Here is a 16,651-nt window from a genome sequence, read left to right on the forward strand (position 1 = left end):
CAATTGCACAAACTACTATTACAGGCCACATTCCCATAAGAGCATAGAACACGCCGAGTAATAAGAAATATAAGAATGCTGTTCCTCTTTGTGCGACTTGTTTACACATTATTACAAAAACTGGTGCAACAATCATTGTTGGAAGTGCCGATGATAAATACAAACTAGGAATCATTCCAAAAGAACCTGTCAAAAATCCTAATCCCATTGTTAATACAAAACCAATAACAGAAAATACTGCTATTTTTACAATACCTTTTAAATTCATTTTTCTCCTCCTTGAATAAATATAATATTTTTTTCTGCTTAAAAAGCAGCATGTTGTCAATTTGTATAAAATTAAATCTTTAATATAACTAAGTTATATTTGATGCAAAAAAATTTTCCATTTTACAAACCTCGTATTTTGCCCCATCCTTCATTAAAGAATTTTGAAATTAGTTTGGCATTTAATTCTACTTCTTCTCTGCTTTTAGAATGAACAGCAACTTCAGATAAAGCATAAAAATATGCATGGTTAATTAAGTGAATTCCCATATCGGTTATTACACTACCGACACCATCTTCACCGTAAATCATGCTTAATATTTTGATGTGATTTTTATCTTCTATTTCCACGAGTTCATCTAAAAAATTACTGTATTTTGTTCCATAAGAACCAAACACTAATAACTCAAACGCATCTTTATTTTCAAAAAAATACAAGACCATCTTAACAGCACCATGTGCTTTAGAGTCTAAAATTTTATAAATGGTTTCTTTCCCAAGTGGAACTTCCTTTTTATATGTCTCAAAACTCTTATCCTCATACGTAGCATAGTATTTTCGTATTTGGCTTACAATCGGCTCAACTAACTCAGAAAAAAGTGCTTCCTTATCCTCAAAATGACCATAAAACGCCCCAGTAGTAACACCTGCTTCTTTGCAAATAGCTCTTAAATTTGCCTTTTCAAATCCTTGTTCTTTGAAAATTTTCTTACCGCTATTAAGAATCCTATTATGAGTTACTTCATAATCTCCGTTTGCCATGATTTGCCCTCCTTCCTTTAAATATAACTTAGTTATATTATAGCACTTGTTGTGTTTAAAAGTCAAGATATTGATATACATACATTGACTTTTATGTTATAATTATATAATGAATTCAAAACTTGCTTAATGCTTGCTATCTAATTCTTTCTTTTGTAGCAAGCACAGTAAGTGTACGGACACTTACGAAAAAATTAATGGAGCAGACCTTTACGGAATGCTCCATTTTTTTAATTTTTACCTTGTTAGGGAGAACCCTAAGACCCCAAAATATATTTTATAAAGGAGAATAAAATGGCAAATAGATTTAGAAATGAAAGAATAGAAATTAAACTGACAAAGGAAGAAAAAGAAATTTTTGAAAAGAAAATGAAACTTGCTAATTGCAAAACTATGTCCCACTTTCTTAGAAAATGTGTATTAGAGAAAGAAATTTATGTAGTAGATTTAGAACCATTTAGAGATCTTCAATGGCTACTTTCAAATGCAACAAATAATATAAACCAGATTGCAAAAGCAACTAATACAACTGGTGTTATATACAAAAATGAAATTGAATCGATGAATAAACAGATAGAAAATTTATCAAGAGAAATATGGCAGATCCATTCCCTACTTCTTAATAAATCAAAAGAAAGTTCTGGTGATTAGTATGGCAATTACAAAAATACATCCTATAAAATCAACTCTAAATTTGGCAATAGATTACATTACTAAGAGCGAAAAAACTGATGAAAAAATCTTAGTATCTTCATTTAATTGTCATCCATCTACTGCCCATATCCAATTTATGAAAACACGAGAAGACAATGATACAAAAGGTACAGTTTTGGCTAGGCATTTAATCCAATCTTTTCTACCAGGAGAGGTTGATCCTATAAAAGCTCACGAAATTGGAATGGAGTTATGCAAGAAAATTTTAAAAGAAGATTATGAATTTGTTCTTGCAACTCATATAGATAGAGGGCATATTCATAACCATATTATTTTTAATAACGTTAATTACAAGACTGGTAAATGCTACCAATCTAACAAAAAAACTTACCATAAAATTAGGTATCAAAGTGATGAATTATGTAAAGAAAATAAGCTCTCAGTCATTGATGAATATTATGAAGCTTACAAGAGAAAATATAAAACTGCTGGTAAATCTTGGTACGAATATGACCAAAACAAGAAAGGAAATTCTTGGAAATCTAAACTGCAATTTGATATAGATAGAATGATTAATAAGTCTAAATCTTGGGAAGAGTTTTTGGAAAATATGAAATCTCTTGATTATGAAATTAAGTTTGGGAAACATATTGCTTTTCGCCATAAAGATAAGCAAAGATTTACAAGATCGAAGACCATCGGTGAAGATTATACTGAAGAGAAAATCAAAGAAAGAATAGATTTAGCTATTAAAAACAAAACTAATCCTATTAAAAAACGTGTAGGAAACGTCATTGATATATCTACTAATGAAAAAGCTCAATCCTCAAAAGGTTATGAAGTTTGGGCAAGAAAACATAATATCAAAACAATGGCTGATTCAATAATTAAATTAAGAGAACAAGGAATTAATTCAATTACACAACTCGATGATCTTATTAAAAAATCTGCAGATGATAGACAAGACTTGTTAGATGAAATAAAGAAAATTGAAGCTGAAATGAAGAGTCTATCTCAAGATATGGAAAATATAAATACTATAAACAAGTATCGTGAAATCTATAAATATCATAAGAAAAATCCTGAAGATAAACAATTTGCAGAAGAATATTATAGTGAACTTTCCGTCTATAAAATAGCTGCTAAAGAAATTTTAGAAAACTATAAAAAACTACCCAACACAAAAGAAATACTATCAAACCTTGATAAATTGCAAGAAAAAAAGAACACCCTTATGCAAGAGTATTCTTTAAATAAAGAACAATTTTCTGACCTTGTTCATTATAGGAAAAACTATGAAAATTATTATGGGAAGGAGGTGGAGAGGTAGCTGCTCTCCATCATCATTTATTACCAAGTTGATGGTTTATGTTCTATTCCATACTCAATTAAATCTTCAATATTATCTTTAATATCGCTATAAACATTTTTGCTTGATAAGTATACAGAATCAAAACATTTAACATACTTTGACAGTTTTTCACCTTCTAATGTTAAATAATCAAAAGGATTGTTGCCCTTATCATCTTGCTCTCCCAATGCATTCTCCAACTTGTGGATATAAATTCCAACAATACCTTTGTTTAACTCGTATGCTTTTTTTATTTCATAATTTATCCATTTTCTATTTGCTGTTTTTTCTCCAATCAAAACAACTAAACATGAACGCTTGTTTAGCTGTTCATCAATCCATTCTTTAATTTTACTTTCAGTTTTTTCTTTTACTTCCTCCCAGTCATTATCTGAAAAGGTAGAGCTACTGTCTACTTTCCCCATGTTGCGAACCTGTCCTGCCCTCCAATTATCATTGTCGTAATGAAAGCTAAAAAACACCTGTCTTTTTGCCATTTAAAACTCCTCCTTATTTAATATTTTAACTGCTTGTACTATGTTTTTAATAGACATATCTATATCGCCATTGCTTTGTTTATTTGCCTGTTCAATTGCACTTATTATATGTTTGTCTAAAATTTCTTGAGTTGTTTGTTTAAATATTTCTTTGGCTGCCCCGCCAGTATATTCAATAGGCAAACATACTAATCCATGTTTTTTACATAACTCAAATTCATCCATCACTCCATGTGCAATATCTTCTGTTTTTTTGTTTCCAAAAATGAATATAGCGATGCCACAATTTTCAATCATCTGCTCTCTATTTTCTTTATATAGCTTATCTAAATCAATACCTAATGAACTATTTTGAGGAAAAGGCATAAGCGTTAAAAAATCATTTATTTTGGACTTATGAGTCAAACAATAATCTGCAACTCCATTTAATACAAAATCACCGACACCTTTACCATATCCATTCACAATATGATAACCATTTTTTGATAGTTCAAAAGATAGTTTATGAATAAAATTTTCTCCAGTTTCCTGAGAATAAGTCGAATAGGAGTACGCACTACCCGATATAAATATTGTTTTCCTTCTAAATCTATCAACAAGAGTACTTAATATTTCAGTGATTTCATCATATTTATTTACTAAATATGTAAAAATACCATATCTATTTAGATCTTCAATTTGTAGCTCCTGTCTTGCTTTTTTGTATTCATAATCCTCATCGGTATCTTGGATCCTTTTCATAATACAGTAATGTTTTCTTGTATTCTTTTCATCGAGCAATACCCTCAATCTTCCAATTACATAGTTAAAGTTTGGATCTTCAAAACTAAATCCTAAAAATAGAAATGTCTTGGTAAGCAAATCTCCCTCTAAAACTTCTCTGAATAACTTTCTTTTGTTATATCCAAATTCTTCATAATCACTTCTTGTAAGTACTGCATCTTCAGGAGTTTCTACATCTCCGTGTAGTTTATAAACGATTGCATCAAAATCATGATTTGTGCCTCTTAATTGCTCATCTGTTGTTTTTACATAAGGCTTTTTCATATTATCTTCTAAAGCTTTTTCAATTAACTTATCATAATTAGTCGTCCAAAAAGTGGAAATCGGTAACTGTGATAATAGTTTATGATTATCAGTAGGTTTTAGTAATTGAGAAAATTGCACTTTGATCAAGTCATCTATTGATGTTCTCTTCTTTGAATTAGCATAATACTGAGCTAAGCTAACCAAATCATTTTCTTTTTCAACATTTAACCCAATTTCTTTTGCAGGCTCTCTTAGAAGTTCTTTCCAACTACAAAATCCAGCAGGAATTGATAGTCCCGCTCCAATGAATGCTCCCAATTCATCACTTTTAATGGCTTTTTCAATTTCTCTAATCAAATCTTTTTTAGATACTTCACCTTTAATAATAAACACCTCCCCTTATTTTCTCGGTCCTAAAAACTTATCTTCATTCATTTGAATTTTCCTTTATCCAATATAAATTAGCTTCCAGCAAATTTACAATATCTTCATCTGTTTCATAACATGTTAAATTTATCTTTTTTATAAGTTTACTATCAATAATTCTCTGAATTAGTGCCGCAGAAAGGATTCCAGAGCCAGCTCCTGGATCAAGAATAGATATTTCATCTCTTTTAATATTTAACTCAATTAAAGATGCCATAAATTTTGCTGTTTCTTTACTCGTAAAAAACTGTCCTATTCTTTTTCAAGTTTCTTTAGATGCGATCTTAATATATTCATTTGTCTTATCTAAAACATAATCAATCATTTTCATCTTTAACTAACTCCATAATTTCGCAAAGATTACAATTTAATCCTTCACATATTCTTAACAATACGTCAGTTGTAATATTCTCCCCATTTTTCATTTTATAAAATGTACTTCTACTAATATTTGTTTTTTCCATTAATTCTGTGTTATTTAAATCTAGGTCAATCATTTTTTTAAATAGCTTTTTATAGCTGATTTTTAACATGACTATCTCTCCATTCATGAATTCTGTATCAATTATATTATAGCATAAATCTTCACTTTTTTCATAATATTATTCACTTTTCTAAAACACAAATACAAAAAAATAAAGGCAGTCCGAAGACTGCCGATATTTATCTCTCTGTATCTTTGCTATGGTCTTTCTTAGTTGACTTAGTTTTGTCATCTGTCTTAAAGCTTTTTATTTGCCCTAATATGGACTTTTTATCTTTATCTTGACTCTTTACTTGTTCTTTTGATTTTAAGAGCTTAGAGGACAAAATACGGACATTCTTATGTTCCTTTCCGTTGTTATCAATACTTGTTTTTACTTGACCAAATATTTTAACAAAATCTCCTTGTTTTAGGTTCTCTAAATCTTTTGTCTTATCTCCATAGGCTGAACAATTGGTATAAACTTTATTCCCATCGTCATCTTTTGAAACAATTGAAAAATTACTTACTTTGAATTTTTCTCCATTTGCATTTTCTCTTTCAAGATTTTCTACTTTTCCAGCTATATTACCCACGAGATTTATAAGGTCGTCTTTTTCTTCAAGTGCATTGGTATTTTCAATGAGCTTACCTTGTTCTTTCATATCATCTATCATATAGTCAAAGTCATCATTTAATAGACCTGTTGTGTCTTTGATCATAAATAAAACATAGACTTCTTCAAGTGCCTTTTCATCATTAACACCTTTTTCTATACTCACAAGTGCTTTTATAAAATCCTTGTAGTTATCATTCATCATTTCTTGTAAGTTTTCTCTAATATCTTTGTATTCCATAATTTCCTCCTTGTACTAAATAAGGAGAGCCTTTCGCCCTCCTCTATCTTTCTTGTCCTTTTTCACTTTTTTCTTGATTTTTATCTTTTTCTTCTTCAGATTTAAATTTCGATATTTGTCCTAATATTGATGGCTTCTCTTCCCTTGCGTGAAGATTATCCTCTACATCATAAGTTGATTCAAAGTAATCACTATCCTTAAAATCATTGTCATACCTATCTGGTATTCCATCATTGTCAAGATCTTTTGCAAGTGGATCATAGAAATTTCCATCATCATCTATTTCTAGTCCTAGTGCTTGTTTTAAATCTTCTTCATCTACTGATACCAGATCATCAAAACTTGACATCTTTATGGCTTCAGTCATATCTTTAAGAGCTTGTGAATTAGATATATCTTCTTCTACAAAAGATTCTGTTCTAATCACAATATTATCTACATACTGAGTCCATGTTTTTTCTTCTAAATTTACCTCATATTGAATCGTGTGCTTACCATCAGGTGTTTCTGTATAGGCAAGTCCTATATGGCTTAAATCAGGGTATAATTTGTCAAAGTCTTCATAGCTATTAGATTCTGAGAACTCGTAGTTAGAATAATCAACTATCGCCCTCTTTAAATCTTCTAATAATGGTGATTGGTTTTCTAATTCTTCTACTTCTCCCATATCTAAAAGTTTATTAATTTCAGCTAATCTTAGTGTCTTATCCCTTAACTCATCTGCTTTTTCAAATGGTTTGGTCAATTCTACTTTGGCATTTTCTAAAGATTCTTTATAGTTTTCAAGGTTTTGATTTAATCTTCCAAGCCTTGCAGGCATTTTTTCAATAGCATTATCAAGTCTTGTTATATTGCCATCAGTAGAGTTTGAAAACTCTCCAAAGTATTCTGCTTTTCCTAGGAGTTTAAAAGTATGAGTATTAGTCATAAAGTTATATGAAACTTGTAAGTCTAAATTTCTATATTTACCAATAACCTTGCTATCATTTATCTTTACCTTTTTTATTTCTTCTAATAGCTTCTCTCCAGCTTCTTTCTTATCTAAAATTTTATTTGCACCAAGACTGATTGAAGTGAATTTACTATCTCCTTCTCCTAATTTCTCAACACTTGCAATATCTTCTTTAACTGCTTGTATTTCCATTTCAGTTTTTAAAATACTTTGAGGATAAAATTTATTTACCTTATCTTCAAGCTTATATTTATTAGATTTATAGTTTGCTTCCAGCATTTTTAGCTTTGTAACTTCGTTATCTAAATCCATAGATAAGGTTAGGAATGGAGGAATTATTGCCTTCATAACATCATCTGGAACTATGGATAAAAAAGATGAATCTGTTAGAAAATATATTAATGCAAGATGTGAGTTTTTAGGAGCTATGAGGCTTCCTAATACAACATTTAAAGGACTTGCTGGTACAGAAGTTACTTCAGATATTATTTTCTTAAAGAAGAGAGATTCAGTTATAGAAAGAGATGATGATTGGATACACCTAGCAACTGATAAAAAGGGTTTGACTTACAACAAATATTTTGTAGATAATCCTCAGATGGTATTAGGGGATATGAAAGAAGTTTCTGGAAGATTTGGAAATACAATTACTTGTGATGAAAAAGAAGACGAAAATCTAAAGGATTTAATGGATCTTGCAAGTAAGGAAATATCTTCAAATTCAAAATATGAAGAGGTCGAACTATTGGAAGATGAAGAATTAATTCTACCAGCGACAGATGATGTTAAGAACTTTTCCTACACCATTATTGATGAAGAGGTCTACCTAAGAGAAAACTCAGTCTTAATTAAGCAGAATATATCAGATAAAAACAAAGAAAAGATAAAAGATTATCTTGATGTTATGAATGCCTTAAAAGATGTAATAGAAAAACAAAAGGACGATTTTTCTGACGAGGAAATAAAAGAATCACAAGCAAAGTTAAATGAAGTCTATGATAACTTTTCAAAGAAACATGGCTTTATTAACTCCTTATCAAACACTAGAGCCTTAAAGGAAGACTCAAACTTTCCTTTGGTATCATCAATAGAAATACTTGATGATGAGGATAATTTCAAAGCTAAGAGTGATATATTCTCAAAAAGAACAATCACAAAGGCAAAAGTAGTAGACCATGTAGACACTTCCCTTGAAGCTTTAGTCTTATCAGTTTCACAAAAAGGATATGTAGATTTTGAATATATGGAATCTATCACAAGTAAAGATAGGAACACCTTAATTGGTGAGCTTGAGGGCGAGATATTTTTAGATATTAAGGATACAGACCTAATAAATAACAGAATGCCCTTTGAGAACTTTGACAATGACGATCCATTTCATTTTTCATATGTATCGGCTGATGAATATTTAAGTGGTAATATCAGAGAAAAGATTGGCTACCTCAATTCATATATCGGAGAAATTGAAAATGTAATAGATTTAGCACCTTCTGAAAAGAAAGATACACTATTAAACGAGTTAGGCAAACTCAAATATCAAAGAGAAAAATTACAAGAAGTTATGCCTGAAGAACTTACTGCTTCTGATATAAATGTAAGGTTAGGAGCAACCTGGATACCTCAAAAAGATATAGAAGACTTTACTTTTAACCTTTTAAAAACACCAGGTTATGATAGGTGGAATATAAATGTTAGGTTCTCGCCACACTCAAGTGAATGGAATATTGAGGGTAAAAGTGTTGACTCGACTAATGACCTTGCTAACATGACTTATGGTACAAGTAGAGTAAATGCCTATAAGCTGATTGAAAATGCTCTTAATCTAAAAGATACAAAAGTATTTGACCAAATAATAAATGATGATGGGTCTAAGACTTCTGTATTAAACAAAAAAGAAACTATGCTAGCAAGTCAAAAGCAAGAGCTGATTAAAGAAGAATTTAAGAATTGGATATTTGAAGATCCTGATAGAAGATATAGGCTAGAGAAGATTTATAATGAAAAATTCAATTCAATTAGAAATAGAGAATTTGATGGTTCTAACTTAACTTTTGATGGAATGAATACTGAAATTAGACTTCGAGAACATCAAAAAAATGCAATAGCTAGGACTCTTTATGGTGGAAATACACTACTTGCCCATGTAGTAGGAGCAGGAAAAACTTTTGAAATGGTAGCTTCTGCTATGGAATCTAAAAAGTTAGGACTTGCAAGTAAATCATTATTTGTAGTTCCTAACCATCTAACTACTCAAATTGGTAGGGAGTTTATGCAATTATATCCGTCAGCAAATATTATGGTGGCCGATAAAAAAGACTTCCAACCTAAAAATAGAAAAAGATTTATTGGCAGGATTGCAACGGGAGAATATGATGCAGTTATTATAGGACACTCTCAATTTGAAAAAATACCAATGTCTAAGGAATACCAGGTAAGGCATATACAAGATCAAATAGATGATATAGTTTCCTTTATTGATGAGAACAAAAGAAATAGAGGAGAAAATTTCACAGTAAAACAACTGGAAAAGACAAAGAAGAAACTCTTGGTAAGACTTGAAAAACTAAATGATGACTTTAAAAAAGATGATGTAATAACCTTTGAAGAACTAGGAGTAGATAAGTTATTTATAGACGAAGCTCATAATTACAAAAACTTATTTTTGCATACCAAGATGAGAAATGTTGCGGGTATCGGTCAGAGTGAAGCCTTTAAGTCTTCGGATATGTATATGAAATGTAGGTATATGGATGAAATGACAGATGGCAAGGGAGTTGTTTTTGCTACTGGTACACCAATATCAAATTCAATGACAGAGCTTTATACCATGCAAAGATACCTTCAGTATGACGATTTAAAGGCAAGAGGATTAGAACATTTTGACGCTTGGGCTTCTACTTTTGGAGAAACAGAAAACACCTTTGAATTATCTCCAGAAGGCACTGGTTATAGGCAAAAGACAAGATTTTCAAAGTTTTATAACTTGCCAGAGTTGATGAGCATGTTTAAAGAAGTAGCAGATATAAAGACTTCAGATATGTTAAATTTGCCAGTACCAGAAGCAAACTTCGAAGTTATTAAAACAAAACCTACTGAGGAACAAAAAGAAATATTAGAAGCTATTTCAGAAAGAGCTGATGCGGTTAGAAATAACCAAGTCGAGCCTACAGAAGATAACATGCTAAAGATTACAAATGATGGTAAAAAACTTGCCCTTGACCAAAGATTAATAAACCCACTACTTCCAGATGATCCTAATTCGAAGGTAAATGTATGTGTAAAAAATATCTTTTCAATCTGGGATAAGACAAAAGAAAATTCATCGACCCAATTAGTATTTTCAGATATGTCTACACCAAAAGGAGATGGAGAATTTAATATCTATGATGATATTAGAAATAAGCTAGTGAATATGGGAATACCTAAAGAAGAAATAGCCTTTATCCACGAAGCAGATACAGACAAACAAAAAGATGAATTGTTCTCTAAGGTAAGAAGAGGAGAAGTAAGAGTCTTATTAGGTTCTACTCAAAAAATGGGAGCAGGTACAAATGTACAAAATAAACTAATAGCCTTACACGATTTAGACGTCCCATGGAGACCGTCTGACCTAGAGCAAAGAAGTGGTAGAATTGTTCGTCAAGGTAATGAAAATGATAAAGTCAATATCTTTAGATATGTAACAGAAAATACCTTTGATTCTTATTTGTGGCAGACGATAGAGAATAAGCAAAAATTCATTTCTCAAATTATGACTTCAAAAACTCCAGTAAGAGTTGCAGAAGATGTTGATGAAGCAAGTCTATCTTATTCAGAAATTAAGGCTTTAGCCACTGGCAATCCTCTAATTAAAGAAACTATTGACTTTGCAAAAAAATAATCGTGAATCAGAAAGTTATTTCTGTTATATTCACGATCGTTAACTTTAAAATCTCCAAAGGGAACATTTCCTATTACCAAGTCAAAGAAATTATTTGAGAAATTTGTTTCTTCAAAGCCTTTAATCTGAATATTAGCTTCAGGATAAAGTTCTCTTGCTATTCTTCCGCTTAGGCTGTCTTTTTCTACTCCATAAACTTTAGACGCTTTCATTTCACTTGGCATATTACCAATGAAATTACCGACTCCTGCAGATGGTTCAAGGATATTTCCAGTCTTAAATCCCATATCTGTTAGAGTCTTATATATTCCATCCATTACCTCTCTAGGTGTATAAAACGATGTTAAGGTAGACTCTTTAGCATTCAAATACTCTTCATGTGTTAAATTTTCTTTTAAAATGTTTCTTGCTTCAAGCCATTGTCCTCCCTTTTCTTCATCAAATACATCGGCAAGACCTCCCCAACCTAGATAATCAGCAAGATAGGCTTGTTCATATTCTCTTGGACTCCTATTTTCATTTTCAAGTCTTTTTAGCATTTTAATAGCTTTGATATTTTTATCTAGCTTTTCTGATGGTGTAAGGTATTCTGAGTAGATATGATTTTTCAAGTCATAATTTCTAGCAAAACTTAGCCTTTCCTTATTAGGTTCATAGCCTAGATCTTCTTTTCCCCTCAATAAGTTTTCGGCAGCTTCCCTAGGCACATTGTATCTATCCATCATTTGGTCAATTTCTGGATTGTAGTTATCAATAAAGCTTTCTTGTTCTACTTGTCTTTCGATTTGTTTTTCATGCTCAGATAATTTGTGTATCTCATAGTTTCCACTATCTAAAAGGTCGTCAATCTTTCTACTTTCTTCAAATGTTTCACCTTTATATAAGGGGATTTCTTCTCCATTAACTTCTACCTTAGTTCCTGTTTCAATTAAGTTAATTCCATCAAAGGTATTCTCATCTTCTAAAATAAATTCCTTACCAACCTTTACTGCTAGTTTTTCTGATGTTTGACTTAGATTTTCAAAGATTTCTTCAAGGTATGAATCGTTTCTATATGGAATTACTTCCGAACCCCTAATCATACCTCCCATATATTCCATATTATCTCTAATGGTTACAGTTTTAAGTCCTCCACTTAGTTCATCAAAATCTGTAATAGTAAAGTCCTTATCTTTATATCTAACCTGATCGCCTATCTTAAATTTAAGCTCTATATTTTCCTTAACTTCTTCTTGTGAAGATTTTTCCTCACTTAGTGCAACTTGTTCTTCTAAATATGAAAATTCACGCTCATTTACTTCTTCACCATCACCAAGGTCAATCCTATAGTGTTCGACAACTTCTCCGTCTACATAGTGGTCAAAATAGAATTTGAAATATCCTATATAATCATCTGTCATTTCTCCAAATTCATTTTCTCCAAGTGTTTGATTATGGTCTTTAACATCAATATCTTTTTGTCTTAGGACATTAATTAATTCTTTGGTTACTATCTGCCCACTATAATCGGGAACTAATTCGTGGTTTTCATTAAATTCTACAATCCAGTAGTCTTTTCTTTTTTCAATATTGTTGCCATCAAAAAAAGAAGCTTCATCAGCTTCCTTTTCTTGGCTTATTTCATTTTCTAAGCTTCCACGTATTCCTTGATTGCCATTCTCTTCACTGTTGCCATCAAGTTGTTCATCTGTCCTTGGTATTCCTCTGGATTCTCTCTCATCATCTTCTCTGTCAATCCTTGTGCTCTCATCATCTTGACTTTCTCTCTCTTGATAAAGTCCACTGCCTGATCTTGAATTTCCTTCAGATGGTTCAAAAGTGTTTTCTCCTCGTACATTTCCTGAAGTTTCTTCCAGTTCTCCATGTCCTCGCTCCCTACTAGGTAAGACAGTCTTAGGACTGCGTAAGTCGGATTCGGAAATCTCTCCATAAATTCCAGATCCTTCTCCATCATATCCAAGGCTTTCTCTTCGATCTTCATCGCTATTTCCTCTGTCGCTTCCATCTGTGAAAACTCGTCCATCTCTACTTCTTGACCTATCATCTCGTCTATATAAATCATCTTGACCTCCTCTATCTTCGTTTATATTTTCTATATCTTTATTATAGTCGGCAGCGTCCCTTTCTGTCAGCAGCCTAGCACGATCTATTTCCTTAGATTTTTCTATTGTGCTATCTATAATATCTTCACTAACCCTTGATATTACAAGACCTATCTGCTCTAAAGAAATTGTATTAATCCTAGAAAAATTATTTTTTAAATTTTCCATATCCATAGGGTAGACTGTATTAAACCTATTAGCTACTGCATAGGATATTGAGTCCCTCATAAACTTTTCAAAGCTAAGTCTATCCTCTATATCTATTCTCAAATCAGCAAGAGCCAAGTTAATGTATTCATCTCCATAAATTCGGCTTAAAGAAAATATATTTTCATTAAGTGAATCACTAGCCTCAAATGAAGAATTATTTATTATTTCTTTTAAAGCCTCGTTATGGTTTTCGTGATCAAACTGCCATAAGCTAACCTCATTAATATTCCTATCCATTGATGTCGTCTGACTAATATCAAAGATGTATGAAACTCTTTGATTTATATCACTTCCAACTAAAATTGGAATACCCTTCTCTCCTCTCATAACAACTCGACCAAAATATTTCTTCCACATATCAAAAGTCGCACAAGCTCTAGCTTCAGGTTCTTTGTTATATATACTTAATTGGCTAGAAAAATCATATTTCTGATTATTGCCTATAACTTTTAAGAGCTTTAAATATTCTTTTTCATCTTGTAAAACCTCATACTTTATTGCTTCTTGTATATTCTTAAAATCATTTACTTGCATTTCCTACCTCCATTCTATGAATTTCTTTTATAATAGCCATTAAAACATCAACCACAATAGAATTGCCAGCCTGCTTATATAGTTTGCTTGAGGTGCAATTTTTTCTTCTTGGATGTACTTTCTCTAATTTGTCTATATCACTGTCATCAAAACCCATGAGTCTTAAACATTCTCTTTCTGTTAAATACCTATACTGACCATTTCCAATATCTATTATCCCAGAATTGGGTACTCTCATCTGTTTTGTAGAAATAGTATAAGAAAAATCTTTAATCACTTTTAGTCGCCCTTTAAAACTATTATCTATGCCTTTATTTAAAAATTTGAGCATATAAGGTTGGGTCATTGTGTAAAGTTCACTTACATCCTTTTCTAAAAATTCACTTAGTGGTCTTGTTTCTTTTCTCTCCAATTTATTAAAAGAAAAGTTATTTGCTCCAAGACATGAAACAACAAATATCCTTTCTCTTTTTTGAGGTATCCCAAAGTCCATTGCATTTAAGATTTCATATTTGCTTTCATATCCAAGATCTTCTAGCTCTTTTAGATAAATAAAAAAGGAGTCCCTCATATTTCTATCAAGGACTCCCTTTACATTCTCCCAAATTATCCATTTAGGTTTATCTTTCATTTCTTTAATTATTCTAATTGTTTCAAATAATAAGCTTGAACTAGTTCCTGAATTCTTTACTCCTCCCTGCTTTTTTCCTATTCTTGAAAAGTCTTGGCAAGGACTTCCATGCATTATTAAGTCTATCTTCTCATTAGGTGCTTTATACCCTAATACTGATTTTGGCTTATAATTTTCTTCATAAAGTGCGTTGTATGATTTAACACAAGCCTTATCTATCTCTACATAATCAACAACTTCATAAGGTATCTTTAAATTAATAAAAGCCTTTCTAATAGCACCTATGCCACCGAAAAGCTCTAATATTTTTACCTTATTCATTTAGATTATTCTTGTACCTGTCTACAAGCTCCTTTATACTATCTTCAATTTCTCTTAAAAAGTCTTCTTTATCTACTTCGCCAGAGCTAATCTTTGCAAGTTTCATTTCCCATTCAGATGTTGTTTCTGCCGACTTAAACTTATCCTCTACAATCGATACAAGTCTATTTCCTTTTTCTGATACAAGTAAATTTTTCTTATCTCTTCTTATAAGATCCTTATGGATAAGATTTTCGATAATTCCTGCTCTTGTAGCTGGTGTTCCTAAGCCTTTTCTTTCTACTTCTATATCTTTATCCAAGGATTCTACTCCTGCATTTTCCATAGCCTTTAAAAGTGTATCTTCATTATAATGACTTGGAGCTTTTGTAAATTTCTCCGATATTTTTTTAGAAGTTAGCTTAATTTTATCTCCAGTCTTTACATCTGGTAATTCATTTTCTTGTTTTTCCTTTCCATAGGTCTTTAGATACTTTGTATAACCTTCATCGATTATAGTCTTGCCACTTGCATTAAAGTTAAACTTGTCATATTCATATCTGATTTTTCTACTAGATTCCTTTAAGTTATCCGAACATGAAGCAAGTAATTTATTCTTTATTAGATTATAGATTTTACTTTCTCTATCAGATAAATCTTTGGCTTTTCCAATACCTGATATAGTAGGAATAATCGCATAGTGGTCTGTAACATTAGATGAATTAAAAATAGACTTAAAATTTGATTCATTGATTTTAAAGTCATCTTCAAGTCCTTCTAATAATTCTTTCATAGTATTAACCATATCATCGGTTAAATACCTACTATCTGTTCTTGGGTATGTTATTAGCTTTTTTTCATACAGACCTTGTGCCAGATTTAAAGTGTCATTTGCTGAATATCCAAAATATTTATTTGCTTCTCTTTGTAAGGTAGTGAGATCATAAGGCTTATCTGGTTTTGTGCTTATTTCTTTATCCTCTACCTGTGTAATAACTATTTCATCTTCTAGTAGATTTAATAGTTGCTCTGCAACTTCAATTTTATCAATCCTATCTGATACAAGTTTCAATCCTTTATAAGATAGGTCAACTGTATAATATTTTTGCTTCTTAAATAGGTTTATTTCACTATCCCTTTTAGCTATTAAATATAGAGTTGGTGTTTGTACTCTACCAACAGAATACGTTTCCTTGTAAATGCAAGAATAAAGCCTACTTAAATTCATTCCCACCAGCCAATCTGCAATGGCTCTTGCACTTGCTGATCTATATAAGTCTTCAAAGTTTTCTCCGTCTTTAAGATTTCTAAATCCATCTTCAATAGCTTTGTTTTCCATTGAAGATATCCAAAGTCTTTGAATCTTCTTTTTACATTTAGCTTGATTATATACAAGCCTAAAAATAAGTTCTCCCTCTCTACCAGCATCACAAGCATTTATAACTGTGTCGATATTCTTATCGTTTAAAAGCTTCTTTAAAACTCCATACTGTTTTTTAGTGCTTTTAGATACTTCATAAATATATTCTTCTGGAATTATAGGAAGAGTGTCTATTGTCCATTTCTTCCATTTTTCGTCTATCTTATCTGGACTTGCCATTTGAATTAAATGACCGACACACCAAGAAACAATGTATCCACCTCCCTCATAATATCCGTTTTTTCTTGTTCTTGCTCCAATTACTTTTGCAATTGTAACTGCTACACTTGGCTTTTCTGCTATTACTAACTTCATT

At 31.2% G+C, this 16,651-nt stretch carries 12 protein-coding genes and 2 pseudogenes; 3 read left to right on the forward strand and 11 right to left on the reverse strand.

Going from position 1 to position 16,651, the window contains the following annotated elements:
• On the reverse strand, nucleotides 1–268 hold a 268-nt coding region (locus ACU68U_RS07245), incomplete at its 3' end, for an MptD family putative ECF transporter S component (protein WP_446763051.1).
• Between the two features lie 122 nt (nucleotides 269–390).
• On the reverse strand, nucleotides 391–1,029 hold the full coding sequence (locus ACU68U_RS07250; protein ID WP_117520735.1) for a TetR/AcrR family transcriptional regulator: 639 nt from the start codon (nucleotides 1,027–1,029) through the stop codon (nucleotides 391–393).
• A gap of 294 nt (nucleotides 1,030–1,323) precedes the next feature.
• Between ACU68U_RS07250 and ACU68U_RS07255 the strand changes: the two genes are divergently transcribed.
• The gene (locus ACU68U_RS07255) at nucleotides 1,324–1,680 is read left to right on the forward strand and encodes a plasmid mobilization protein (protein WP_446763052.1); all 357 of its coding nucleotides are present in this window, start codon (nucleotides 1,324–1,326) and stop codon (nucleotides 1,678–1,680) included.
• A 1-nt stretch (nucleotide 1,681) separates the two neighbouring features.
• Nucleotides 1,682–3,013: a relaxase/mobilization nuclease domain-containing protein gene (locus ACU68U_RS07260; RefSeq protein WP_446763053.1), complete on the forward strand. Its 1,332-nt coding sequence runs from the start codon at nucleotides 1,682–1,684 to the stop codon at nucleotides 3,011–3,013.
• A 20-nt stretch (nucleotides 3,014–3,033) separates the two neighbouring features.
• On the opposite strand, the gene ACU68U_RS07265 is transcribed toward ACU68U_RS07260, so the two are convergent.
• The 6 genes and pseudogenes from ACU68U_RS07265 to ACU68U_RS07290 form a co-directional block, all read right to left on the reverse strand.
• A complete protein-coding gene (locus ACU68U_RS07265; protein WP_023055723.1) occupies nucleotides 3,034–3,531 on the reverse strand; it encodes a TIR domain-containing protein in 498 nt (165 codons plus the stop codon).
• Entirely contained in the window at nucleotides 3,532–4,953 is a 1,422-nt protein-coding gene (locus ACU68U_RS07270; RefSeq protein WP_023055700.1) for an SIR2 family protein, read from the reverse strand.
• Between the two features lie 34 nt (nucleotides 4,954–4,987).
• Entirely contained in the window at nucleotides 4,988–5,242 is a 255-nt protein-coding gene (locus ACU68U_RS07275; RefSeq protein WP_227932434.1) for an N-6 DNA methylase, read from the reverse strand.
• Between the two features lie 61 nt (nucleotides 5,243–5,303).
• Complete coding sequence (locus ACU68U_RS07280) at nucleotides 5,304–5,519, reverse strand: helix-turn-helix domain-containing protein (protein WP_005399336.1); 216 nt, start codon at nucleotides 5,517–5,519, stop codon at nucleotides 5,304–5,306.
• 130 nt (nucleotides 5,520–5,649) lie between these two features.
• Nucleotides 5,650–6,306 (reverse strand): DNA-binding protein, encoded by a 657-nt coding sequence (locus ACU68U_RS07285; RefSeq protein ID WP_412308808.1) that lies wholly within the window; start codon nucleotides 6,304–6,306, stop codon nucleotides 5,650–5,652.
• A 43-nt stretch (nucleotides 6,307–6,349) separates the two neighbouring features.
• Nucleotides 6,350–6,820 (reverse strand): annotated as a pseudogene (locus ACU68U_RS07290) (helicase); the annotation flags it as partial.
• Between the two features lie 784 nt (nucleotides 6,821–7,604).
• Here ACU68U_RS07290 and ACU68U_RS07295 point away from each other — a divergent pair.
• Nucleotides 7,605–11,123, forward strand: a pseudogene (locus ACU68U_RS07295) (helicase-related protein); the annotation flags it as partial.
• On the opposite strand, the gene ACU68U_RS07300 reads toward ACU68U_RS07295, so the two are convergent.
• Genes ACU68U_RS07300 through ACU68U_RS07310 form a run of 3 tightly spaced genes read right to left on the reverse strand, consistent with a single transcriptional unit; the run spans nucleotide 11,066 to nucleotide 16,650 of the window.
• Nucleotides 11,066–13,984: a hypothetical protein gene (locus ACU68U_RS07300; protein WP_446763054.1), complete on the reverse strand. Its 2,919-nt coding sequence runs from the start codon at nucleotides 13,982–13,984 to the stop codon at nucleotides 11,066–11,068. The pseudogene ACU68U_RS07295 and the gene ACU68U_RS07300 sit on opposite strands and share 58 nt — an antisense overlap.
• Nucleotides 13,971–14,936, reverse strand: coding sequence for a DNA cytosine methyltransferase (locus ACU68U_RS07305; RefSeq protein WP_071152520.1), 966 nt, complete (start codon nucleotides 14,934–14,936; stop codon nucleotides 13,971–13,973). Before ACU68U_RS07305 ends, ACU68U_RS07300 begins: the two co-directional genes overlap by 14 nt.
• Nucleotides 14,929–16,650 carry a DNA topoisomerase 3 gene (locus ACU68U_RS07310; RefSeq protein WP_412308806.1) on the reverse strand — a complete coding sequence of 574 codons (1,722 nt, stop codon included), beginning with the start codon at nucleotides 16,648–16,650 and terminating at the stop codon, nucleotides 14,929–14,931. The genes ACU68U_RS07305 and ACU68U_RS07310 overlap by 8 nt, the downstream gene beginning before the upstream one ends.
• Between the last annotated feature and the right edge of the window lies 1 nt (nucleotide 16,651).

It is taken from the genome of Finegoldia sp. P3-F-LR (genome assembly GCF_052932165.1).